The following is a 21,538-nucleotide window of genomic DNA, read 5'->3' as shown; positions in this document are numbered from 1 at the left end:
GTGACGGACCGGACGGCCCAAGAGTGGAAGCGTTGGCTGCGCGGCTGTGCCGCTGCGGTGGCGCTGCTTGCCGTGCCGGTCCTGCTGTCTCCGCTGGGCGCGGAAGCCGCCACGGTTCCGGTGCGCGGCGGCATCCACAAGGATTTCGGCCGGCTGGTCTTCGATTGGCCCGGCAAGGTCGATTACACCGCGTCGGTCGAAGGCGACCGGCTGGTTGTCACCTTCACGGACAGCATCGACGCCCCGCTCGACCGTCTGGTGCGGGCGCTGCCCGGCTATCTGGCCGCCGGACGGGTCGAGGCGGATGGCAAGACGGTCTCGTTCGACCTGAAGCGCCCGGTCTCGCTGAAAAGCTTCCGCAATGGCAACGCCATCGCCATCGACCTGTCGCCGGCCGCGCCGCTGACGGCCGCCAAGGCGGAGGACGCGAAACCCGAATCCGCCAAACCCGAGCCCGCGAAAGCCGAGGCGCTGAAGCCGGTGCCGTCCGCCGGGCGGCTGCGCGTGCGCGGGGCCGACCAGCCGGACCAGAGCCGCCTGACCTTCGACTGGCCGTCGCCGGTCGGCTACACGGTCACGCGCGACGGCGCCGCGGTGACGGTCGCCTTCGACAAGGGCGGCACCGCCGACCTGTCGGCCGTTTCCAAGGCGGCGTTGCGCAACATCCGGAATGTGGAATCCTATCGGCGGGCCGATGGCGCGCTGGCGGTGACGCTGGCCGTGCCGCAGGATGCCGAGGTGACCGACAGCGCATCGGGCAAGTCGGTGGTGCTGTCCGTCGGCAATCCCGGCTCCCGCGCCGGCCTGCCCAAGAGCGACGCTCCGCCCGCCGCCGGTTCCCAGGGGGCGGCTGCGGGGCAGGGCGGCAGCCAGGGAAGCAGCCAGCCGGCGCCGGCCAAGGATACCGCCAGGGAAGGCGGCAGGGACACCCCCACGACGGCGTCTGCGACCTCCAACCGCTCCGCCATCGCGGCCAATGCCGCGGCGCCCCACTCTGCGGCCAATGCTGCGGCCCCCAGCGTTCCGCCAGCGGAGGCGAAGGCCGCGCCCGCAGCGCCTGTCGATGCCAAGGCCCAGCCGGCGGCAGGCCCGAAGGGACCGGTGCTGACCTTCGACACCGGCGGACCGGCCTCCATCGCCGTCTATCCGCGGGCGGGCCAGCTCTACGTCGTGTTCGACCGGCCCATGCCGATCGGCGCCGGCAAGCTCAGCGGTCCGGGCTCCGAACTGATGGGCGCGGTGGAGCCGGTACCGGCGACCGGCGGCAGCGTGTTCCGCACCAAGATCGGCCCGATGGTCTGGCCGACGGTCGAACGGCAGGGCACCACATGGCGCATCCTGTCCTCCGCCCGTCCGGCCAACATGGGCAGCGCCGGCGATCTCCGGGTGGAACCCGACCCTGACTTCCTTCTCGGCGCCCGCCTGCTGGTGCGCGCGCCCGACGCGGCGAACGTCGTGCAGTTCGCCGATCCCGACGTCGGCGACCGCATCCAGGTGGTTCCGCTGCCCAGCCCGGGGCAGGGCGTGCCCGAACCGCACCGTTACCCCGACCTGGAAGTCATGCCGTCCTATCAGGGCGTGGTGGTGCGGCCGATCTCCGACAATGTGACGGTGCGCGCGATCAAGGAGGGGGTTGAGCTGACCACCGCCGGCGGACTGCACCTGTCGCCGGCCGCCGATGCCGGCAATCCGGCTGTTGCGCCGCCACCATCACCGGCATCCGCCCCCCAACCGGTTCCGTCGCAGTTGGCCGCGGCACCGCTTCCGGTCAATCCGCCGGCCGGCGGCGCCTCGTCCGCCATGGAGCCGCCGAAGGCGCAGCCCGCCCAGATGCAGGGCCGCCGCCTGTTCAACCTGCCGGCCTGGAAGCATGGCGATCTCGACCATTTCACCGAGGCGCGGCAGGAGCTGCAGCTGGCCGTCGTCAATGCGCCGGAATCGGAGCGGCCGAAGGCGCAGCTCGACCTCGCGCGGTTCTATTTCGCCAACGGTTTCGGGCAGGAGACGCTCGGCATGCTGGACGTGCTGCAGCAGAACCAACCTGATCTGGAGGGCTGGCCGGAGTTCCGCGCGCTGCGCGGCGCCGCCCGCGTGCTGACCGGCGATCTCGACGGGGCGGAGGCCGACCTGTCGATCCCCTCGCTGGCCGGCAATCCGGAAGCCAATCTGTGGCGCGCCGCCATCGCCGCCGACCGCCGCGACTGGCCGAAGGCGATGGCCGGCTTCAAGGCGTCCGGCCCGATCCTGAACAGCTACCCCGAACCAATGATCGGCAAGCTCGGCCTGCGGGCGGCGGAAGCGGCGCTGGAGACGCGCGACTCCGCCACCGCCAAGCGGCTGTTCGACCGCGTGATCGAACACAGCGGCCCGGATCAGGAAGAGAACCCGCAGACGCAATATCTGCGCGGCCTTCTCTTCGCCCAGACCGGCGAGATCGATCAGGCGCGGGAACAGCTGACCGCCGCCTACAACAGCTATGACCGGCTCTATCGCGCCAAGGCCGGGCTGGCGCTGACCAATCTCGAGCTGTCGGAAGGCAAGATGTCGCCGACCGCCGCGGCGGAGCAGCTGGCCGGCCTGACCTTCACCTGGCGCGGCGACGATCTGGAGATGCAGATCCGCTCGCGCATGGGCGAGGTGCTGATCGCCGGTGGCGAATATGCCAAGGGCTTCAACACGATGAAGGAGACGGCGGCCCTGGTCGCCGATACGCCCAGGGCCGAGGCGATCACCAAGGAGATGTCGCGCATCTTCGCCGACCTGTTCAAGGACGGGGCGCAGCGCCTGCCGACGTTGGACGCCCTGCAGCTTTACGATCAGTTCCGCGAGCTGACCCCGGTGGGCGAGGCCGGCGACGAGATCATCCGGCAGCTGGCGGAACGGCTGATTTCCATCGATCTGCTGAACCGTGCGGCCGACCTGCTGCAGCATCAGGTGGAATACCGCCTGTCCGGTCTGGACAAGGCGCGGGTCGGCACACGGCTGGCCTCCGTCCGGCTGCTCGACAACAAGCCGGAAGAGGCGCTGAAGGCGCTGGAACTGTCCAATGTCGCCGGACTGCCGGCCGATCTGACTGCCGAACGGCGGCTGATGCAGGCCAAGGCGCTGGCCGAGCTGAACCGCGGCGACGAGGCGATGCAGCTTCTGGCCCAGGACGACAGCACCAACGCCAACCTTCTGCGCGTCGATATCGCGTGGAAGGGGCAGAAATGGGATGCGGCGGCGCTGGCCCTGAACAAGGTGATTGGTCCGCCGCCCGCATCCGGCAAGCCGCTGGACCCAAACATGTCGCAGCTGGTGCTGAACCGGGCGGTGGCGCTGGCGCTGGCCGGCGACGGCAACGGGCTGAACCTGCTGAAGAAGGATTTCGAAGGGTCGATGAAGGGCGGGCCGAATGAGGACGCCTTCCGCATTCTGACCCGCCCCGAACAGGCGATGGGCCTGATCGACGTCGGCACCATCCGCTCCCGCGTCGCGGAAGTGGATATGTTCAAGAAGTTTTTGAAGGAATATCGCGGCGGAAAGCAGTCGGCCGATAAGCCGACTTCCTAAAGCCGACCTCATAAGGCGGCAGGACGCCTTACGGGGGATTGCGGCGCCCCGCCGCCTGCTCCGGGCCGACAGCCTTGGGCAGTTACTTCGGCAGCAGAACCTTGTCGATGACGTGGATGACGCCGTTGGACTGTTCGACGTTTGCGATGGTGACGCGCGCCATGTTGCCGGAAGCATCGGCGACCATCACGGCATCGCCGGACTGGGTGAAGGTCAGCGGCATGCCTTCCACCGTCTTCAGCATCGCCTTGCCGTTGCCCTTCTTGATGTCGGCCACGATGTCCTTGGCGTCCAGCTTGCCGGGAATGACGTGGTAGGTCAGCACCTTGGTCAGCTGCGCCTTGTTCTCCGGCTTCAGCAGAGTATCGACGGTGCCGGCGGGCAGGGCGGCGAAGGCCTCGTTGGTGGGTGCGAAGACGGTGAAGGGGCCCTTGCTGTTCAGCGTGTCGACCAGCCCGGCGGCCTTCACGGCGGCGACGAGGGTGGTGTGGTCCTTGGACTGGGACGCATTCTCCACGATGGTCTTGCTGGGGTACATCGGCGCGCCGCCGACCATCTTTTCCATGGCCGCATTGGCGCAACCGGCAAAAAGAAGGGTGGCGATCGCCACGGTGGCAACCTTCTTCATAGCATTCCCTCTTGTCGGTGAAGGTCCGCTTCCCGCGGACACAACACCGTTACGGGGGAGGCTTCCGGTCAGATCACAGCAGATTCTGCGCGTGGCACCGATTTTTGTTTGCGCGAAAGAAGTAATACTCCGGTGGTGCGGCCTCCGCCTCCCGCCGGCTAGAGCTGCACCTGCGTCCCCAGCTCCACCACGCGGTTGGGCGGCAGCTTGAAAAAGTCGGTGGCACTGACGGAGGTGCGGGACATCACCACGAACAGCTTCTCCCGCCACAGCGCCATCTGGGAGTTCATCTGTGGGATCAGCGTCTCCCGGCCCAGGAAGAAGGAGGTCGCCATCACGTCGAACTCCAGCCCGAAGGCCTTGCACAGGCGCAGCGCCTTGGGGATGTTCGGTTCCTGCGAGAAGCCGTAGCGCACGGTGATGCGGTAGAAGCCGTCGGCCAACCCCTCCACCACCACGCGGTCCTTGGCGGGGACGCGCGGCACATCCTCCACCACCACGGTGACGAAGACGATGCGCTCGTGCAGGACCTGATTGTGCTTCAGGTTGTGCAGCAGGGCGATCGGCACGGTGTTGGAACTGGAGGTCATGAAGACCGCCGTGCCCTTCACCCGCTGGATGTCGCCCTTCTTCGCCTGACGCTGGATGAAGGCGTCCAGCGGCAGCGATTCCTCGGCCAGCCGCTTGGTCAGCACGGCCCGGCCGCGGCGCCATGTCGACATCAGCCCCAGCGTGACGCAGGCGATCACCAGCGGCACCCAGCCGCCATGGGGGATCTTCACCGCGTTGGCGGCGAAGAAGGAAACCTCCACCGTCAGGAAGGTCGCGCCGACCGCGAAGCAGAGCGGCAGGCTCCAGTTCCAGCGGCGCCGCGCCACCACCAGGAACAGGGTGGTGGTGATGATCATGTCGCCGGTCACCGCGATGCCATAGGCGGCGGCGAGACGGCTGGAGGATTGGAAGACCAGCACCAGCCCCAGTACCGCGGCCAGCAGGCCCCAGTTGGCGCGGGGAATGTAGATCTGCCCCTCCTCCTCGTTGGAGGTGTGGCGGATGTCGAGGCGCGGGCAGAGGCCCAATTGCACCGCCTGCCGGGTCAGCGAGAAGACGCCGGAGATCACCGCCTGGCTGGCGATGACGGTGGCGGCGGTGGACAGGCCGATCAGCGGGTAGAGCCCCCACTCCGGCGCCAGCAGGTAGAAGGGGCTGCGCACCGCCGTCGGGTCGTTCAGCAGAAGCGCGCACTGGCCCAGATAGTTCAGCAGCAGGCCCGGCAACACCACGGCCAGCCACGCGACCTGGATCGGGCGGCGGCCGAAATGGCCCATGTCTGCATAGAGCGCCTCGCCGCCGGTCACCGCCAGCACCACCGCGCCCAGCACCAGGAAGCCGGCGACGCCATGCTCGGCGAAGAAGGCGATTGCATAGTAGGGGTTGAAGGCGACCAGCACGCTCGGCTGCCGGATCACCTCCAGCAGGCCCAGGATGCCGAGCGTGGAGAACCACGCCAGCATGATCGGACCGAACAGCGCGCCGACGCGCGAGGTGCCGTGGCTCTGGATGGCGAACAGGGCGATCAGGATGGCGACGGTCAGCGGCACCACCGCCGACTCCAGCGCCGGTTCCGCCACGCCCAGCCCCTCGACCGCCGACAGCACGGACATGGCCGGGGTGATCATGCCGTCGCCGTAGAACAGCGAGGCGCCGAACAGGCCGAGCGCCGTCAGGATGGTCAGCTTGCCCGATGCATCCGGCCGCGTCTTGGACGCCAGCGCCAGAAGCGAGAGGATTCCGCCCTCGCCCTTGTTGTCGGCCCGCATGACGAAGCCCACATATTTGACGGTGACGACCATCACCAGAGCCCAGAACACCAGCGACATGATGCCCAGGACATTGTCGTGGGTCAGGGCGAGCCCATGCTCGCCGGCGAAGCATTCTCGCAGCGTGTAGAGCGGGCTGGTGCCGATGTCGCCATAGACGACACCGAGGGCACCCAGGGTCAGCGTCGCGAGCTTGCCGGAGTCGGGCGGCGCGGCCTTCAAAGCGGTATCAGTCATGCAGTGATTGCGGTCCGAAGTTGGTCCGTCGTTCGATGGCGCCCATCGCGGCGATGTCCCGGCCCGTCGCCCCTTCGGGGGCTGCGAACGGTCGGATCCATCCGGCGGGATCGGCGTCCTTGCCAATCATCCCACCGACGCACATCGCCTTTCCTCATACGCGCTTACTGCGCACAACGCCAGCGCGGGCTTGCGCCGCGAAGGCCAAGCCCGGGGGCTGCGACGAAGTGCGCAGGGCTGTTCGCGCTATGCGCGCAATTTCAGAGAGTGCCGAAGCTGCGCGCCAGCGATCCGGCGATCAGGTACCACCCGTCGACCAGCACGAAGAAGATGATCTTGAACGGGATGGCGACCATGGTCGGCGGCAGCATCATCATGCCCATCGACATCAGGATGGACGACACCACCATGTCGATGATGAGGAAGGGCAGGAACAGCAGGAAGCCGATCTCGAACCCGCGCTTGATCTCCGAGATCATGAAGGCCGGGACCAGGACGTGCAGCGGCATGTCGTTCGGCTCCTGCACATTCTGCAGGCGGGCCATGTCCATGAACAGGCGCAGGTCCTTCTCGCTGGTGTGATGCAGCATGAAATCGCGCAAGGGCGCCACCGTGCGGCGGAACGCCTCCATCTCGTCGATTTCCTGGTTCATCAGCGGCTGGATGCCCTGGGTGTAGCTGCGCTCGAACACCGGGGCCATGACGAAGAAGGTCAGGAACAGCGCCAGCGACATCATCACCGTGGTCGGCGGCACCTGCTGCACGCCCAGCGCATTGCGCAGGAAGGACAGCACGATGACGATGCGGGTGAAGGCCGTCATCATGATGAGGATTGACGGCGCCAGCGACAGCACCGTGATCAGGCCGATGGTCTGGACGATGCGGCCGGTGGCGGTGCCGCCGGCGTCGCCCAGGTCGAAGGTCAGGCTCTGCGCCAGCGCCGGCCCGGCGCTCAATCCCAGCACCACGCCCACAACGAGCGCCAGCGCCAGCCCGGCGGCTGCCGGCTTCCACCAGGATCCCACGCGCCTCAGGACGGCTCCCGTCATCGCGGCGGGCTCCCGGCCGGTGCGGACGCGGCGGGGGCATCCGCCGTTCCCGCGAGCGCCGTGTCGAATCCCCCGGCGGGGGCGCTGTCAACCAGCAGGTCGCCGTTGGCGCTCAGCAGGATCAGATGCTCGCGGTCGTCGCGGCGGACCAGGATCAGCCGCCGCTTGGCGTCGATCGGCAGCGCCTCCACCACGCTCAGCCGGCGCTGGCGGGCGCGTCCGCGCACGGTGCCGCCGGCCATGCCGACCCGGCGCATCACCCAGGCGACGACCATGATGAGCGCCACTACGAAGACGAGCGCCATCAGGAAACGGATATACTGGTCGAGATCCATGGAAACGGCAGGCTTTCTGTATCAGGGCGTATCGTCGGGACGGCCCGGAGCGGCCGGGGCGCCGTTGCGGCCATAGGCGGCGACGGCGCGCTGACGGGCGGTGTGCGGATCGTCGCGACCGGCCAGCGCGGCGGCGATGGTTTCCTCCCGCCGGGCCTGCTGGTCGGTCAGCGCGGCGGCCAGCGGCGCCAGCGCCGCAACCAGATCGCCGAGCGGGCCGAGCAGGGTCCGCGCCTCCCCCCGCGGCAGGGCTTCGGCGGCGAGGCAAAGATGGGCGACGCGCTCCTCCAGCCCGGCGAGGTCGATCAGCACCCCGGCCTCGGCCTGCGCGCGCGCATCGTCGAGCGTTGCACCCAGAGCCACCGCCCGGTCCGCAATCCGGCCGGCCGACTCGGTGCTTTCGGGCGAAGGGGAGGCGGTTGGCGGACGGGTCACGGCTTGTCCTCCTCGACGATGTCCTCGGAGTGCGGCTCCGACGGCATCGTGCCGTTGGCGCGGTAGACATAAGCGAGAATTTCCGCCACCGCGGCGATGGCCTCGACGGGGATGTCGCTGTCGACCTCGATGGCGGACAGGATCTCGACCAGATCGGCGTCCTCGCGCACCTTAACGCCGTTGGCGAAGGCAACCTCCAGGATCTGCTCCGCCACCGTGCCCTTGCCGGTGGCGACGATCCGCGGCAGCGTCTCCGTCCCCAATTGGTATTTCAGCGCAACCGCGACCGGCCGCCGGGCAGGGGACGGCCTTTTGCCGGCTGGCGGTGAGGCGGGAGGGCGGGCTTGCGCGGACAACAGGCGGCCTTATCGAAGGGTCCTTCCTGCGCCGCATCCTGGACCGGTAGGCTTAACGAACTGTAAAGGCGGGGTGTCTGCGCGGTTCCACCTGCAGGGATTCATCCTTCGTTAACGCAAACGGGCGACCATCGGAGGCTGTGACGATGCCCGGCCTGGGCAGCGTTCGGCGGCATTGGGGCGGGATCAGGGCCATGGACCTCGGTAATCTCGGCATCTTCAAACTGATGTCGCGCAAGATGGACTGGCTGACCCAGCGTCAGGAAGTCATCTCGCAGAACATCGCCAACGCCGACACGCCGGAGTACAAGGGCCGCGACCTGAAGCCCTTCACCTTCCGCGACGCCCTTGGCGACAGCCGGCGGCTGACCCCGGTGGCGACCAACGCGTCCCATCTGGCCGGCACCCGCGGTCCCGGCGGCATGGCGCAGGAACAGAAGGTGCGTGATCCGTACGAGACGGCGCCGGACGGCAACAACGTCGTCCTGGAAGACCAGATGATGCGGATGAGCCAGAATTCGATGGATTACCAGACCATCACCAACCTGTACAAAAAGCAGGTGGCGATGATCAAGTCGGCGATCCGCTCGGGCAGTTGATCGGCTTGGATTTGCCGGCGGGTTTTTGAGGAGGCGGTGCGATGGATCTCTACAAGTCGATGGCGGTTTCCGCCTCCGGCATGAAGGCGCAGGGCACGCGCCTGAAGGTCATCTCGGAGAATCTGGCGAACGCCAACACCACCGCGGAAACGCCGGGCGATCTGCCCTACCGCCGCAAGACGGTCATCTTCAAGAACGAGCTGGACCGCGCGATGGACGTCGACAAGGTCCGCGTCGCCAAGGTCGATGTGGACAAGAGCGATTTCCAGCGCCGCTACGATCCCTCCCACCCGTCGGCCGACGCCGACGGCTATGTGCTGATGCCGAACGTCAATTCGGTGGTCGAGGCGATGGACATGCGCGAGGCCCAGCGCAGCTATGAAGCCAACCTGTCGGCCATCGACACCGCGCGCCAGATGCTGACCCGCACCATCGACATCCTGCGCGCCTGATCTCGTCCCGCGCAAACGCCCCTGAACCTCCCGACCGACCGGAATCGCCGCCATGATCAATCCGCTGAACGCCGCCGCGGCCTACGCCACCACCGCCGCCAAGACGACCGGCCCCGGCATGGCCGCGCGCGACGGCCTCTCCTTCGGCGACGTGCTGGAACAGGCGGCCAAGGAAAGCATCGGCACCCTGAAGAAGAGCGAGGACATGTCGGCCATGGCAGCCGTCGGCAAGGCGGACCTGAACGACGTCGTCCAGGCCGTGACCAATGCCGAGGTGACGCTGCAGACCGTCACCGCCGTGCGCGACAAGGTGCTGAACGCCTATCAGGAAATCCTGCGCATGCCGATGTGACGGCGTCCGTTTCGCACCCTCCGCCGTTCTGAACCAGTCGTCATGAACGAGACCGAAGTCATCGAACTCTGCCGCACGTCCATCGTCACGCTGGTGATGGTCTGCGGGCCGATTCTGGTCATCATGATGGCGGTCGGCACCGTCATCTCCATCTTCCAGGCGGTTACCCAGATCAGCGAGCAGACCCTCGCCATGGTGCCGAAGGTGCTGCTGGTCTTCGGTCTCAGCATTCTGCTGATGCCCTTCATGCTGGGCAAGCTGACCGACTTCTTTGAACATGAGGTCGCCGACCGCATCGTCGCGATCGGCGTCGGCGCCACCGACAATGGTGGCGCGCCCTTCACGCCCGGCACCGGCGTGACACCGCCCCCGGCGCCGACCGCGGCCGCGGCGGGCCAATGAACGTCCTGCAGCAGCTTCTGGGCGAGCAGATCTTCGTCTGGATGTTGGTCTTCATGCGGGTCGGCACCGCCTTCAGCGTGATGCCGACCATCGGCGATGCCTTTGTTCCCACCCGCATGCGCCTGCTGTTCGCCCTGGCGGTCAGCACGCTGGTGGCGCCGGCGATCCGGCCGATGCTGCCGCCGATGCCCGGCAGTCCGTTCCAACTGATGGTGCTGGCCGCCGGCGAGATGACGGTGGGGATTTTCCTCGGCACCATCGCCCGGCTGCTGATGGGCGCGCTGGAGGTGGCCGGCACCATCATCAGCCTGCAGAGCGGCCTCGCCAACGCGCAGATCTTCAACCCGGCGCTGGCGACGTCGGGTTCTCTGCCCGGCTCGCTGATGGGCTGGCTGGGGCTGCTTCTGATTTTCGTCACCGACCTGCATCATCTGCTGATCATGGCGGTGGTCGACAGCTACGCCACCTTCACGCCGGGGGCGGCGATCCCGATCGACGACATGGCGAACGTGGTCGGGCAGCTGGTGTCGAAAAGCTTCATGTTGGGGGTGCAGATGTCCGCCCCCTTCCTGATCACCGGCATGCTGTTCGCGCTGGCGCTGGGATTGCTGAACAAGCTGGCGCCGCAGGTGCAGGTGTTCCAGCTGTTCACCTCGGTCCAGGTGCTGCTGGGTCTGTTCATGTTCGCTTTGACGCTGGGCGCGATGATGCTGTTCTGGCTGTCGCGCTTCGAATCGACCTTCATCGAATTCCTGAAGCCGCTGTAGAGGGGGGACGCCCGTGTCGGAAGAGGCGGACGAGTCCTCCAAAACAGAGGACCCGACATCCAAGAAACTCGACGAGGCCCACAAACAGGGCCAGTTCGCGATGACCCGCGAGGCCGCGAACTGGTTGATGGTCGCGGCGATGCTGGTGGTGCTGGTCTCCATCCTCCCCGGCACCCTGAAGGGGCTGGTGTTCCGGCTGAATTACTATTTCGAGAATCTGGACCAGTTCACCTTCGACAGGGCCGGGGTCGGCGCGCTGCTGTTCCGGGTGATGCGCGACGTCATGTGGGCGCTGTGGCTGCCCATCCTGCTGTTCGTGGTGGCGGGCGTGGTGTCGACCATCGGGCAGACCGGTTTCCACGTCTCCTGGGAACTGATCTCCCCGAAGTTCAGCAAGCTGAACCCGCTGCCCGGCCTGATGAACATGTTCAAGGCCAACCAGGGGGTGGAACTGCTGAAGAGCATCGTCAAGCTGGCGGTGGTCGGTGGCGTCGCCTACATGGCGCTCGTGCCGATGTTCGGCGGAATCGAGGCCTATATCGGCATCGACATCGTCACCATGCTGCTGCAGATGGACGGGCTGGCCCACCGGCTGCTGATCTGGGTCCTGGTGGTCCTCACCTTCATCGCCGCCGGGGACTTCCTGTGGCAGAAGCAGCAGTTCGACAAGAAGATGAAGATGACCAAGCAGGAGGTGAAGGACGAGCACAAGCAGCAGGAAGGCGATCCCGTCGTCAAGGGCCGCATCCGGCAGATCCGGTTCGAGCGTGCGCGCAAGCGCATGATGGCCGCGGTGCCGAACGCCGACGTGGTGGTCACCAACCCGACCCACTTCGCGGTCGCGCTGAAATACGACCCGACCCAGATGGGCGCGCCGATGGTCCTGGCGAAGGGCGTCGACCAGGTCGCCTTCAAGATTCGCGAGATCGCCGAATCGAACAATGTTCCGGTCATAGAAAACCCGCCCCTCGCCCGTGCGCTCTATGCCGCTTGCGATATCGACGAAGAAGTTCCGTCCGAGCACTATCGGGCGGTCGCCGAAGTCATTACCTATGTCTTCAAGCTCAAAGGGCGGGCGCTGCGCAACTGATCCGGCTCCGTAACGGTTGACGGGGCCGGTGGAGCGGCCGACCATCGCAGGTGGCGTGATGGAGATGCCCGGCCGGTAACATCCGGTCCGGGGCAACTCCCAGGAAGACCGTGTGGGGTTTGGAGTATTGGTGGACGACACAACTTCCCTTGCCGACACCGCACGCAATGCAGCGAACCACCGGGCGTCGTCCGGCGGAGTGCTGATGCTCATCCAATATGCGCTGGCGCCGGCCGGGCTGCTGGTGCTGGCCGCCGGCCTGCTGCTGGACCGCGACGAAGTCGGCTGGCTGGGCGCCGGGCTGGCGGCGGCGGGCGTGGCGCTGCTGATCGGCCGAAGCGTGTCGGTGGTGCGGCGGTCGGCGCGGATCGGCGCGCTGCTGAGCGGGGCGCTGGAAGGGATGCCGGCCGGGCAGTTGGTCTGCGACGGGGCCGACGAGGTGGTGTTCGTCAATGCCGCCTTCCGCGAACTCGCGGGCTGGCGCCGCGGCGAACGGCCGCTGGACGCCCTGGCGCGCCAGTTTTCCGGCGACCCCGACAGCGCGCGTGAATTCCGCCGCCTGCGCGAGCGGGTGAGGGCCGGTGCCGCCGCTTCGGCCGAGCTGGCGATCCCGGCGCTGGACAACCGCCCGCCGGAATGGCGCAAGGTGCAGGGGCAGCCGGTCGCCGGCTTCCCCGGTTCCGTCCATTGGCGGATCGAGGACATCACCGCGCGGTGGGAGCTTGAGCATGTCATGCTGCGCGAGCAGGCCAAGCTGGCCGACTTCATGGAGCATGCGCCGGTCGGCTTCTTCTCGGTCGATCAGAACGGCCACTTCCTGTTCGTCAACGCCACACTGGCGCAATGGCTGGAGGCGGCACCCGGCGATCTGACCGACGGCGAATCGCGGCTGCACGGCATCCTGGCCGTACCCCCGGTCTCCGCGGCCCCCTTCGACCTGTTCGATCACGGTGGCGGCGAGCAGCGCGGCGAACTGACCATGGTGGGGCTGCGCGGCCGGCGTTTCCAGGTTGCTGTGGCGCAGAGCGTGGTGCGGGCCGACGACGGCACCATCCACACCCGGTCGGTCGTGCGCGACCTGTCGCCCGAACGGGAATGGCAGGAGGCCCTGCGCCAGTCCGAACAGCGCTTCCAGCGCTTTTTCGAAGACGCGCCGATCGGGATCGCCCTGGTCAACGAGACCGGCCAGCTGACCGAATGCAACGAGGCCTTCCTGGCGCTGATCGGCAGCGAGGCCGGCAGCGTCATCAACCGCCCGATGGCCGACCTGATCGTCCCGGCGGAGCGCGAGGCGGTGACCGCGCGGCTGAAATCCGTGCAGGGCGGCGCCGACCCTGCCCACCCTCTGGAGGTGCGGCTGTCCGGCGGGCGGGAACTGACGGCCCAGCTCTATGCCCGGCGCCTCGCCAACCCGGTACGGACGGATAGCCGCACGGATGGCGGAAAGGCGGATGGCAGTCGGGCGGATGGGGTCGGCCTGATCCTGCACTTCATCGACATGACCGAGCGCAAGAGTCTGGAGGCGCAGTTCGCCCAGTCGCAGAAGATGCAGGCGGTCGGCCAGTTGGCCGGCGGCGTGGCCCATGACTTCAACAATCTGCTGACGGCGATGATCGGCTTCTGCGATCTGCTGCTTCTGCGGCACAAGCCGGGCGACCAGTCCTTCAGCGACATCATGCAGATCAAGCAGAACGCCAACCGCGCCGCCAACCTCGTGCGGCAGCTGCTGGCCTTCTCGCGCCAGCAGACCTTGCAGCCGCGCGTCATCAACGTAACCGACGTGCTGGCCGAATTGGCGAACCTGCTGCGCCGGCTGATCGGCGAGAACATCGAACTGAAGATGATCCACGGCCGCGACCTGGGGCTGGTCAAGGTCGACCAGAACCAGCTGGAGCAGGTCATCATCAACCTCGTGGTCAATGCCCGCGACGCCATGGCCGGCGGCGGCAAGCTGACCATCAACACCACCAACTACGTCGTCAGCCAGCCGGAACGGCGGGAGCATGAGACGATCCCGCCCGGCAGCTATGTCTCCATTGAGGTGATCGACACCGGCTGCGGCATCGCGCGGGAGAATCTGCAGCGCATCTTCGAGCCCTTCTACACGACCAAGGAGGTCGGGTCGGGTACCGGGCTCGGCCTGTCGACGGTGTACGGCATCGTCCGGCAGACCGGCGGCTTCGTGCTGGTCGATTCGGCGGTGGGGGAGGGGACGACCTTCACCATCCTGCTGCCGCACCACCAGGGCGAACTGCGCCCGGTCGATACCGCCGAACCGCGCGAGCGGCGCGGCAGCGACCTGACCGGCACCGGCACCATTCTGCTGGTGGAGGACGAGGACGCCGTGCGCGTCTTCTCCGCCCGTGCGCTCCGCAACAAGGGCTATCAGGTGCTGGAGGCCAAGAACGGCGAGGCGGCGCTGCAGCAGATCGAGACCAACGGCGCTTCCATCGACCTGCTGATCACCGACGTGGTGATGCCGCAGATGGATGGCCCGACGCTCGCCCGCCATGTCCGCAAGCTGCGCCCGGAAATGCGGGTGATCTTCATCTCCGGCTATGCCGAGGACCGTCTGGGCGAGATCGACGGCGTCGAAGTCGCCCATTTCCTGCCCAAACCCTTCTCGCTGAAGCAGCTGGCCTCCAAGGTGAAGGAGGTCATCCGTGACGGTCGATGAGGGGCGACTCCGCCCGCAACGGTATGCCCGGACATACCCCGTAAAATAGGAACACACAGGCAACATCAGTCCTTGCAAACGAGAACGAAGAGAGTACATTCAGCCTCGTTGCAAGAGCGCCGACCGTGTGTTCTAAGAGAGGGGTACCGGGCATGTCGTCCGCACAGCTTCGTTTGGTCGAGAAGGATTCCATGGACAAGCAGAAGGCGCTCGATGCCGCCCTGAGCCAGATCGAACGCGCGTTCGGCAAGGGCTCGATCATGAAGCTTGGCGCCCGTGAGAACTTGGTCGAGACGGAGGTCATCTCCACCGGCTCCCTGGGTCTCGATATCGCGCTGGGCATCGGTGGCCTGCCGAAGGGCCGCATCATCGAAATCTACGGGCCGGAAAGCTCGGGCAAGACCACGCTGGCGCTGCACGCCATCGCCCAGGCCCAGAAGGCCGGCGGCACCTGCGCCTTCGTCGATGCGGAGCACGCGCTCGACCCGTCCTATGCCCGCAAGCTGGGCGTCAACATCGACGAGTTGCTGATCTCCCAGCCGGACGCCGGCGAGCAGGCGCTGGAGATCGCCGACACGCTGGTGCGCTCCGGCGCCATCGACGTGCTGGTGGTCGACTCGGTCGCCGCGCTGGTGCCGCGCGCCGAACTGGAAGGCGAGATGGGCGACAGCCATGTCGGCCTGCACGCCCGTCTGATGAGCCAGGCTCTGCGCAAGCTGACCGGCTCCATCTCCAAGTCGAACTGCCTGGTGATCTTCATCAACCAGATCCGCCTGAAGATCGGCGTGATGTTCGGCAACCCGGAGACGACGACCGGCGGCAACGCGCTGAAGTTCTACGCCTCCGTTCGCCTCGACATCCGCCGCATCGGCTCGATCAAGGACCGCGACACCGTCGTCGGCAACCAGACCCGCGTCAAGGTGGTGAAGAACAAGATGGCCCCGCCGTTCCGCGTGGTCGAGTTCGACATCATGTACGGCGAGGGCGTGTCGAAGGTGGGCGAACTGCTCGACCTCGGCATCCAGGCCGGCGTGGTTGACAAGTCGGGCGCGTGGTTCAGCTATGACGGCACCCGCATCGGCCAGGGTCGCGAGAACGCCAAGACCTATCTGCGCAACAACCCCGAGATGGCCGACGCGATCGAGGCCAAGATCCGCGGCAACGCCGGTCTGGTCGCCGATGCGATGATGGGCACCCCGGAAGCCGACGGCGAAGCCTCCACTCCGGAGTGAGGCTTAGTAGGGTATGTGGGTTGAAAAGCCCCGCCTTCCGCAAGGGAGGCGGGGCTTTTCTGTTTGGGGGGTATGGAGTTGCGGAAGGCAAATGCCCCCTCCCTAACCCTCCCCCACCTTCGGTGGGAGAGGGAACTCCGCGGCTTCACGAATAACCTACGTCGCCAAGCGTCCTGCCCCCTCTCCCTCGAAGAGGGGGAGGGATGGGGAGGGGGCATCAGCCAGCCAACACCTCACCAACGCCACACCTACACATCCACCACCATATGCGGCCGGAAGGCTCCCTCCAGCGTCAGCAGCAGGTGCAGGTAGACCGCCACCTTGCGCGCGCGGTCGCTGTTGCGGGATAGGCAGTCGCGCAGTTGTTCGGCCAGCCGCGCGGTTTCCGGATCCATCTCCGGTGCGGCGGCGATTGCAGCCTGGACGATGTGCTCCGGATCGACGGGGACCTCTGCCGCCGGATCCTTCAGCAGGGCTTCGGCCAGCGCCTCTTCGTCATGGTGGACCGGGGGTGGAGCGGCCGGAGGTGGCGGTGCTCGGCTGGACAGATGGCTCCGGAGATTGTCCTTCAGCCTTGTCCGCTGACGCTCGTCCAACCCGTCGAACTGGTCGACCTCGTCGAACAGAAGGTCATAGAGGCGGCGGCGCTGCGGGTTGGGCGGGTTGTGGTCGCGCCGCTCCTGCTCGCGGTCGTGCCGTTCCTGGCGGGGGTTGCGGCGGCTGTTGCGGTCGGTGGCGTTGCCGCTCCGCTCGACGCCTGCAGTGGTGCGGACGCTGAACTCCGGCGGGCCGATGCCGCGCCCGGAGGTGAGATTGCCGGACATGAGCCGCCTCCCGGGTTTGGTTCTCCCTGGCGGTCAAGTCTGGCAGAGCCGGCGCTTTCGTCAATTCGAAAGCGCCGGCCCCCATTGGTCAGTCGCCGGCCCCGGCACTCACGGCGCCGTCGGCGGCTTCCGGCTTGCTCTTGCCGAAGCCGATGGTGGGGAAGACGTTGATCAGCGCGGTGATGAAGGCCGCCAGATAGGGCAGCGACTGCACCACCAGCAGGCCCGACCACATGAAGGCGTCGCGGTTCTCGTGGCCGAAGACCATGACGATGGCCAGCGCCGCACCCCACAGCGACACCAGCAGCACCAACTCCTCCCGCGCCATCAGGAAGGCCTGCATCAGCGCCGGCTGGTTCTCGCACTTCGGCGTACGGACGAAGGGCCGGCCGGAGGTGAAGATGCCCAGCCACATGGCGCGGCCGACCGTATGGGTCAGCGCCATGCCGGCCACCGCCGCCCCGACCTTGTCCCAGAAGCCGCACTTCACCCGCGCCTCGTAGAGCCAGAGCGAAGCGCCGACCTTGAAGGCGAAGACGCTGAGCGTCGGGATCATGAAGACGTTCGGCGGGAACTCGAAGTACTTGGGGAAAGCCATCAGGCCGATGGACCAAATGATGCCGGCGATGCCGAAGATCATGTGGGCGGCGTCGGCGAACCAGGGCAGCCAGCCGGTGATGAAATGGTACTTCTGGCCGGCCGTCAGCTCCTTCGCGCCCGGCGACAGCTGGCGCCAATGGTGCTTCAGGATCTGCACGGCGCCATAGGCCCAGCGGAACCGCTGCGTCTTGTAGGCGGAGAAGCTGTCGGGAACCAGGCCCTTGCCGTAGCTTTCCGGCATATAGACGGCCTCATAGCCATGCTCGAACAGGCGCAGGCCGAGGTCTGCGTCCTCGGTGATGCACCACTCGCCCCAGCGGCCGACCTTTTCCAGGGCCGACTTGCGGATGATGGTCATGGTGCCGTGCTGGATGATCGCGTTGCGCTCGTTCCGCTGGATCATGCCGATGTGGAAGAAACCGGCATATTCCCAGTTGGTCATGCGCTGGAACAGGTCGTGTTCCCACTCGCGATAGTCCTGCGGCGACTGGACGAAGCCGACCTCCGGCCGATTGAAGTGCGGGATGGTCGCCTTCAGCCAATCGGGATGGACCTGATAGTCGCTGTCGATGACGGCGATGTGTTCGGCGTCGGGGGCGGTCTGCGCCAGACCGAAATTCAGCGCACCGGCCTTGAAGCCCGGCCAGTTGTCGAGATGGAAGAAGCGGAACTTCGGCCCCAGCTTCTTGCAGTATTCCTCGATCGGACGCCAGACGGCCGGGTCCTTGGTGTTGTTGTCCAGCAGCAGGACTTCGTAGTTGGGGTAATCGAGGTTGGCCAGCGCGTCCAGAGTCTGCATGACCATGTGCGGCGGCTCGTTGTAGCAGGGCACATGGATCGACACCTTAGCCGCATTGGGCAGCGGGGCGGCGGAGCAGGGGATGAACTTGCGCTTGAACTTGTGCTGCCAGACGACCTCCGTCAGCTCCATGCCGTCGATCAGCATGACCGCGAACAGCACCAGCTGGCAGAAGATCAGCAGGCCCCAGGCGATTTCGGTGGTGAGCGCGAGACCGGCGGCGGATGCCGCGCTGACGGTGAAGACAAGGACGGAGGCCACCGCCTGGATCAGCGCGCCGTAGAAGATCTGGCCGCCGATCTTCAGGTCGCTGCGGCGCCACAGGAAGAACACCAGCGGCAGGAAGCCCAGCGCGATGGCGGTGGCGCACTTGATCTCCCAGTTGCGGACCTCGTGCACCCCGCCGATCATCGGGAACTTCGGGTTGCGCTGATAGTCCCACAGGCCCCAGCTGGTGCCGGCGGTGCCCTCGATCTCCCGCTTCCACGGCTGGTCGAAGGCCTCCATGATGAAGTAGTCGAGCTTGTTCTGGGCAGCGACGTTCAGGAAGTTGCGGATGAACTTGGCCTGATTGACCTGGCTGGCCTCGGCGCCCCGGCGCCACGGTCCGTCGGCCGGCCAGCCGATCTCGCCGATCAGGATGTGTTTGTTCGGGAACTTCGCCTTCAGCTCGTTGTAGCGGAACATGGCGTAATCGACCGACTGGTCGACCGGCACGCCTTCCCAATAGGGCAGCAGATGGACGGCGAGGAAGTCGACCGCGTCGGCCAATTCGGGATTCTTCAGCCAGACGTGCCACGGCTCGGCGATGGAGACCGGGACGTTGACCTTCTTCTTCACCCGCTTGATGTACTCGATGGCCTGCGGGACGGTCAGGTCCGCGCGCAGGATCGCCTCGTTGCCGACCAGGACGCGGCGCACGTTGCTGTTGGCGCGGGCCAGCTTGATCAGGCCGGCCAGTTCGGGCTCGTCGATCTCCGGCTTGCCGGTCGTCCAGGCGCCGGCGGTGACCGGCAGCCCGTGCTTGGCGGCAATGGCCGCCACCATTTCGGAGCCGTCGGTGGTCGAATAGGTCCGGACGGCCTTTACCGCGCCTTCCAGCGCGTCCATGTCCTGTTCGATGTCCTCGGCGGACGCCTTGTCGCCCTTCGACGGGCTCTTGTCCGAGTGGAAGGGGGTATAGGCGACGCCGGTGATGGCGCCCGCCCAGGACCGCTCGTCCACCGGTCGGTTCCACAGCGCCCAGAAGGCGATGTTGCCGAGGATCACCAGGATCAGAACCGCAAAGGCCGATTTGCGCATGTGGGTCGTTCTCGCTCGCCGCACCAGAAAACATGGATACGGCCCGTGGATATGGCGCAAGGGGACCGTTGCCGCCCCGACCATGTCCTCGGACCGAACTCTACAATCGTCCAACGAATACCGCTGCGCCGTATGCCCGGCGCGCACGGCAATCTATACAAGCTTCGCGGTTGCCCCGCCACTGCCGGCTATAACAGGGCAGCCACCGGTTTATTCCTCCGGCGGCACCCGGCGCAGGCCATGAATGGAGTGAAGCATGTTTTCCCTTAACGAACGGCTACGGGCCGACACCCGCCCTGTGACCGATCTGGGGCTGTGCCGGGTGCTGCTGATGAACAACCGGCTGTGGCCCTGGCTGATCCTGGTGCCGATGCGCGAGGGGGCCGTGGAGATCCACCGGCTGGAGGAAGTCGATCAGGCGGCGCTGATGCGCGAGATCGCGCAGGCGTCCCGCGTGGTGGAGCGGCTGTTTGCACCGGACAAGATGAATGTCGGGGCGCTGGGCAACATGGTGCCGCAGCTGCATGTCCATGTGATCGGGCGGACGCGGGGAGATCCGGCATGGCCGGGTCCGGTGTGGGGGTCCGGCCATGCCGAACCGTATGAGGCGGCGGAGGCCGATGCCCTGGTGGACCGACTGGCCGAGGCGTTCCGATCGACGCCGTGAACTTTGTCGGGCCGTGAGTGTTTTGGTGGTCAACCATCTTTTCGGGAGACCGCCGTCATGGCCGACCAGGACCGCTCCAAATCCGTGACCTCCGACGCGCCGTCGGACGCCGCCCAGCGAATCGAGGACAAGCTGGTCGACAAGACCGGCAAGGCGTCGGGCGATCCCGACAAGCCCGTTCAGCAGAAGTGGGAGGAGATGGGAGAGCGGGAGGAGATCATCGAGCGGAGCCAGCGTGAGGGCGGCGGGACTTAAAGGAAAAGTTTTGCCCCTTCCCTAACCCTCCCCCTCTTCGAGGGAGAGGGAACTCCTCTGCTCTGCATTTCAGTTACTCTGACAAGCGTCATGCCCCCTCTCCCGCGTTAGCGGGGGAGGGATGGGGAGGGGGCAAGTGGCGTCGGCGCGCGTCCTACCGCTTCACCGTGCAACTCAGCGCCAGCACGTCCGCCGCCTTGTCCAGATCGTCGGCGCGGACCAGCACATAATCGGTGTTGTAGGTGGAAATCGCGAAGATCGGCAGGTGCGCCTGGGCCAGCGGCACGGCGATGCGGGCCAGAATGCCGAACAGGGTGAAATCCACCACCCCCTCCACCCGGAAGGCGCGCCAGCCGCGTTCGGCTTTGACGCCCTCGGGCACCCGATCCTCGCGGCAGAGGATCGACAGTTCCTCGCCCGTCCGGGTGGCGCCGATCAGCGGGTCGGTCCAGTCGAGCCAGTCCGGCAGGCCGCTGCCGGGCGGAAGCTGCGCCACCGCCAGACGGTCGGGCAGGATCGTCAGGGTCAAACCGGTCTGCTCGCGCACCAGGGCGGCGGTCAGCGTCGCCTCGTCCACCTCGAAGGGCTTCAGGATGCGGCGGGCGCGGGCGGCCAGCGACGGCACGCCGGAGCGCATGGCGCGGCCCAGCATCTCCGCCGAGGTGGCGCGCAGGCCGGCGTCCGACTCGGCCAGATCGACCACCGCCTGCAACGCACTGGTCTGGACGATGCGGCTGGGGCTGTTCTCGAACCAGTCGGCCAGCAGGACGGCGGCGCGGTGGCGCTGCTCCTCCGTCATGGTCAGGCGCGGCACGATCTGGGCAAGGTGCCAGCGCACCTCCGCCTGCTCGATGGCGACGGCGTCGGTCAGCAGATGTTCGACATAAGGGTCGAGCCAGCCGGGATTGCCGCGCGACACCCGTTCCAGCGCGTCGGCGGCGCGCATGCGCACGCTGGCGTTGCGGTCGAACAGGCAGCCGACCAGCTCCGCCAGCTTGCCGCGGTCGGCCGACACCTCGTCGGCGACGGAAGGGGCGTCGCCCACCGTCCGCCGGTCGCCAATCGCCAGCCGGCGGGCGAGCGAGGCGTTCCGAATCAGTTCATCCAT

Annotated in this window: 20 protein-coding genes; 11 read left to right on the top strand and 9 right to left on the bottom strand. The window is 66.9% G+C overall.

The genetic code is table 11. The annotated features are described in order from the left end of the window. The gene (locus tag ACCD06_RS11055; RefSeq protein WP_413340642.1) at positions 1-3,552 is read left to right on the top strand and encodes a tetratricopeptide repeat protein; all 3,552 of its coding nucleotides are present in this window, start codon (positions 1-3) and stop codon (positions 3,550-3,552) included. Positions 3,553-3,634: 82 nt separating this feature from the next. Here ACCD06_RS11055 and ACCD06_RS11050 read toward each other — a convergent pair whose 3' ends face one another. The 6 genes from ACCD06_RS11050 to ACCD06_RS11025 all read right to left on the bottom strand — a co-directional run bounded on the left by ACCD06_RS11050 (position 3,635) and on the right by ACCD06_RS11025 (position 8,412). Next, entirely contained in the window at positions 3,635-4,180 is a 546-nt protein-coding gene (locus ACCD06_RS11050) for a fasciclin domain-containing protein (protein ID WP_109150055.1), read from the bottom strand. A 158-nt stretch (positions 4,181-4,338) separates the two neighbouring features. Then, positions 4,339-6,237 carry a potassium transporter Kup gene (locus ACCD06_RS11045; protein ID WP_136705745.1) on the bottom strand — a complete coding sequence of 633 codons (1,899 nt, stop codon included), beginning with the start codon at positions 6,235-6,237 and terminating at the stop codon, positions 4,339-4,341. A gap of 260 nt (positions 6,238-6,497) precedes the next feature. After that, positions 6,498-7,286 (bottom strand): flagellar type III secretion system pore protein FliP, encoded by a 789-nt coding sequence (gene fliP, locus ACCD06_RS11040; RefSeq protein ID WP_109073142.1) that lies wholly within the window; start codon positions 7,284-7,286, stop codon positions 6,498-6,500. Then, a complete protein-coding gene (locus tag ACCD06_RS11035; RefSeq protein WP_413340639.1) occupies positions 7,283-7,621 on the bottom strand; it encodes a FliO/MopB family protein in 339 nt (112 codons plus the stop codon). Before ACCD06_RS11035 ends, fliP begins: the two co-directional genes overlap by 4 nt. Positions 7,622-7,642: 21 nt before the next feature. Continuing rightward, positions 7,643-8,056 (bottom strand): hypothetical protein, encoded by a 414-nt coding sequence (locus ACCD06_RS11030; protein ID WP_413340637.1) that lies wholly within the window; start codon positions 8,054-8,056, stop codon positions 7,643-7,645. Further along, positions 8,053-8,412, bottom strand: coding sequence for an EscU/YscU/HrcU family type III secretion system export apparatus switch protein (locus ACCD06_RS11025; RefSeq protein WP_109073145.1), 360 nt, complete (start codon positions 8,410-8,412; stop codon positions 8,053-8,055). The genes ACCD06_RS11030 and ACCD06_RS11025 overlap by 4 nt, the downstream gene beginning before the upstream one ends. Before the next feature lie 194 nt (positions 8,413-8,606). Here ACCD06_RS11025 and flgB point away from each other — a divergent pair, with 194 nt between their 5' ends. From flgB to recA, 8 genes are all read left to right on the top strand, one after another. Then, positions 8,607-9,011, top strand: a complete 405-nt coding sequence (gene flgB, locus ACCD06_RS11020; RefSeq protein ID WP_109150050.1) for a flagellar basal body rod protein FlgB — start codon at positions 8,607-8,609, stop codon at positions 9,009-9,011. A 41-nt stretch (positions 9,012-9,052) separates the two neighbouring features. Further along, positions 9,053-9,463 carry a flagellar basal body rod protein FlgC gene (flgC, locus tag ACCD06_RS11015; RefSeq protein ID WP_109073147.1) on the top strand — a complete coding sequence of 137 codons (411 nt, stop codon included), beginning with the start codon at positions 9,053-9,055 and terminating at the stop codon, positions 9,461-9,463. Between the two features lie 52 nt (positions 9,464-9,515). After that, entirely contained in the window at positions 9,516-9,815 is a 300-nt protein-coding gene (gene fliE, locus ACCD06_RS11010; RefSeq protein ID WP_109073148.1) for a flagellar hook-basal body complex protein FliE, read from the top strand. Between the two features lie 42 nt (positions 9,816-9,857). Next, the gene (locus tag ACCD06_RS11005; protein WP_149267524.1) at positions 9,858-10,217 is read left to right on the top strand and encodes a flagellar biosynthetic protein FliQ; all 360 of its coding nucleotides are present in this window, start codon (positions 9,858-9,860) and stop codon (positions 10,215-10,217) included. After that, complete coding sequence (gene fliR / locus ACCD06_RS11000; protein WP_109073150.1) at positions 10,214-10,984, top strand: flagellar biosynthetic protein FliR; 771 nt, start codon at positions 10,214-10,216, stop codon at positions 10,982-10,984. Before ACCD06_RS11005 ends, fliR begins: the two co-directional genes overlap by 4 nt. 13 nt (positions 10,985-10,997) lie before the next feature. After that, a complete protein-coding gene (gene flhB / locus ACCD06_RS10995; protein ID WP_109073151.1) occupies positions 10,998-12,074 on the top strand; it encodes a flagellar biosynthesis protein FlhB in 1,077 nt (358 codons plus the stop codon). A gap of 130 nt (positions 12,075-12,204) precedes the next feature. After that, on the top strand, positions 12,205-14,751 hold the full coding sequence (locus ACCD06_RS10990) for an ATP-binding protein (protein WP_109073172.1): 2,547 nt from the start codon (positions 12,205-12,207) through the stop codon (positions 14,749-14,751). A 152-nt stretch (positions 14,752-14,903) separates the two neighbouring features. After that, positions 14,904-15,983, top strand: coding sequence for a recombinase RecA (gene recA / locus ACCD06_RS10985; protein WP_085089587.1), 1,080 nt, complete (start codon positions 14,904-14,906; stop codon positions 15,981-15,983). A 248-nt stretch (positions 15,984-16,231) separates the two neighbouring features. On the opposite strand, the gene ACCD06_RS10980 is transcribed toward recA, so the two are convergent. Beyond that, entirely contained in the window at positions 16,232-16,807 is a 576-nt protein-coding gene (locus tag ACCD06_RS10980) for a hypothetical protein (protein ID WP_109073152.1), read from the bottom strand. Positions 16,808-16,895: 88 nt separating this feature from the next. Further along, on the bottom strand, positions 16,896-19,508 hold the full coding sequence (locus ACCD06_RS10975) for a glycosyltransferase family 2 protein (protein WP_109073153.1): 2,613 nt from the start codon (positions 19,506-19,508) through the stop codon (positions 16,896-16,898). A 256-nt stretch (positions 19,509-19,764) separates the two neighbouring features. Between ACCD06_RS10975 and ACCD06_RS10970 the strand changes: the two genes are divergently transcribed. Together ACCD06_RS10970 and ACCD06_RS10965 are read left to right on the top strand one after the other, a co-directional pair. Then, positions 19,765-20,175, top strand: coding sequence for an HIT domain-containing protein (locus ACCD06_RS10970; RefSeq protein ID WP_413340632.1), 411 nt, complete (start codon positions 19,765-19,767; stop codon positions 20,173-20,175). A 57-nt stretch (positions 20,176-20,232) separates the two neighbouring features. Beyond that, positions 20,233-20,430, top strand: a complete 198-nt coding sequence (locus tag ACCD06_RS10965) for a hypothetical protein (protein WP_109073155.1) — start codon at positions 20,233-20,235, stop codon at positions 20,428-20,430. A gap of 154 nt (positions 20,431-20,584) precedes the next feature. Here ACCD06_RS10965 and ACCD06_RS10960 read toward each other — a convergent pair whose 3' ends face one another. Beyond that, positions 20,585-21,538, bottom strand: a complete 954-nt coding sequence (locus ACCD06_RS10960) for an ACT domain-containing protein (RefSeq protein WP_413340630.1) — start codon at positions 21,536-21,538, stop codon at positions 20,585-20,587.

This window comes from Azospirillum sp. CT11-132, assembly GCF_047302835.1.
Lineage (GTDB): Bacteria > Pseudomonadota > Alphaproteobacteria > Azospirillales > Azospirillaceae > Azospirillum.
Note: the sequence above shows the minus strand (reverse complement) of the source record. Positions and strands in the feature narration are given on the sequence as shown.

Bases quoted from the DNA above. Each gene is read 5' to 3' on its own strand.
- ACCD06_RS11050 (WP_109150055.1), bottom strand. From the start codon at position 4,180: ATGAAGAAGGTTGCCACCGTGGCGATCGCCACCCTTCTTTTTGCCGGT.
- ACCD06_RS11045 (WP_136705745.1), bottom strand. From the start codon at position 6,237: ATGACTGATACCGCTTTGAAGGCCGCGCCGCCCGACTCCGGCAAGCTC.
- fliP (WP_109073142.1), bottom strand. From the start codon at position 7,286: ATGACGGGAGCCGTCCTGAGGCGCGTGGGATCCTGGTGGAAGCCGGCA.
- ACCD06_RS11035 (WP_413340639.1), bottom strand. From the start codon at position 7,621: ATGGATCTCGACCAGTATATCCGTTTCCTGATGGCGCTCGTCTTCGTA.
- flgB (WP_109150050.1), top strand. From the start codon at position 8,607: ATGGACCTCGGTAATCTCGGCATCTTCAAACTGATGTCGCGCAAGATG.
- flgC (WP_109073147.1), top strand. From the start codon at position 9,053: ATGGATCTCTACAAGTCGATGGCGGTTTCCGCCTCCGGCATGAAGGCG.
- fliE (WP_109073148.1), top strand. From the start codon at position 9,516: ATGATCAATCCGCTGAACGCCGCCGCGGCCTACGCCACCACCGCCGCC.
- ACCD06_RS11005 (WP_149267524.1), top strand. From the start codon at position 9,858: ATGAACGAGACCGAAGTCATCGAACTCTGCCGCACGTCCATCGTCACG.
- fliR (WP_109073150.1), top strand. From the start codon at position 10,214: ATGAACGTCCTGCAGCAGCTTCTGGGCGAGCAGATCTTCGTCTGGATG.
- recA (WP_085089587.1), top strand. From the start codon at position 14,904: ATGTCGTCCGCACAGCTTCGTTTGGTCGAGAAGGATTCCATGGACAAG.
- ACCD06_RS10980 (WP_109073152.1), bottom strand. From the start codon at position 16,807: ATGTCCGGCAATCTCACCTCCGGGCGCGGCATCGGCCCGCCGGAGTTC.
- ACCD06_RS10975 (WP_109073153.1), bottom strand. From the start codon at position 19,508: ATGCGCAAATCGGCCTTTGCGGTTCTGATCCTGGTGATCCTCGGCAAC.
- ACCD06_RS10970 (WP_413340632.1), top strand. From the start codon at position 19,765: ATGTTTTCCCTTAACGAACGGCTACGGGCCGACACCCGCCCTGTGACC.
- ACCD06_RS10965 (WP_109073155.1), top strand. From the start codon at position 20,233: ATGGCCGACCAGGACCGCTCCAAATCCGTGACCTCCGACGCGCCGTCG.
- ACCD06_RS10960 (WP_413340630.1), bottom strand. From the start codon at position 21,538: ATGGATGAACTGATTCGGAACGCCTCGCTCGCCCGCCGGCTGGCGATT.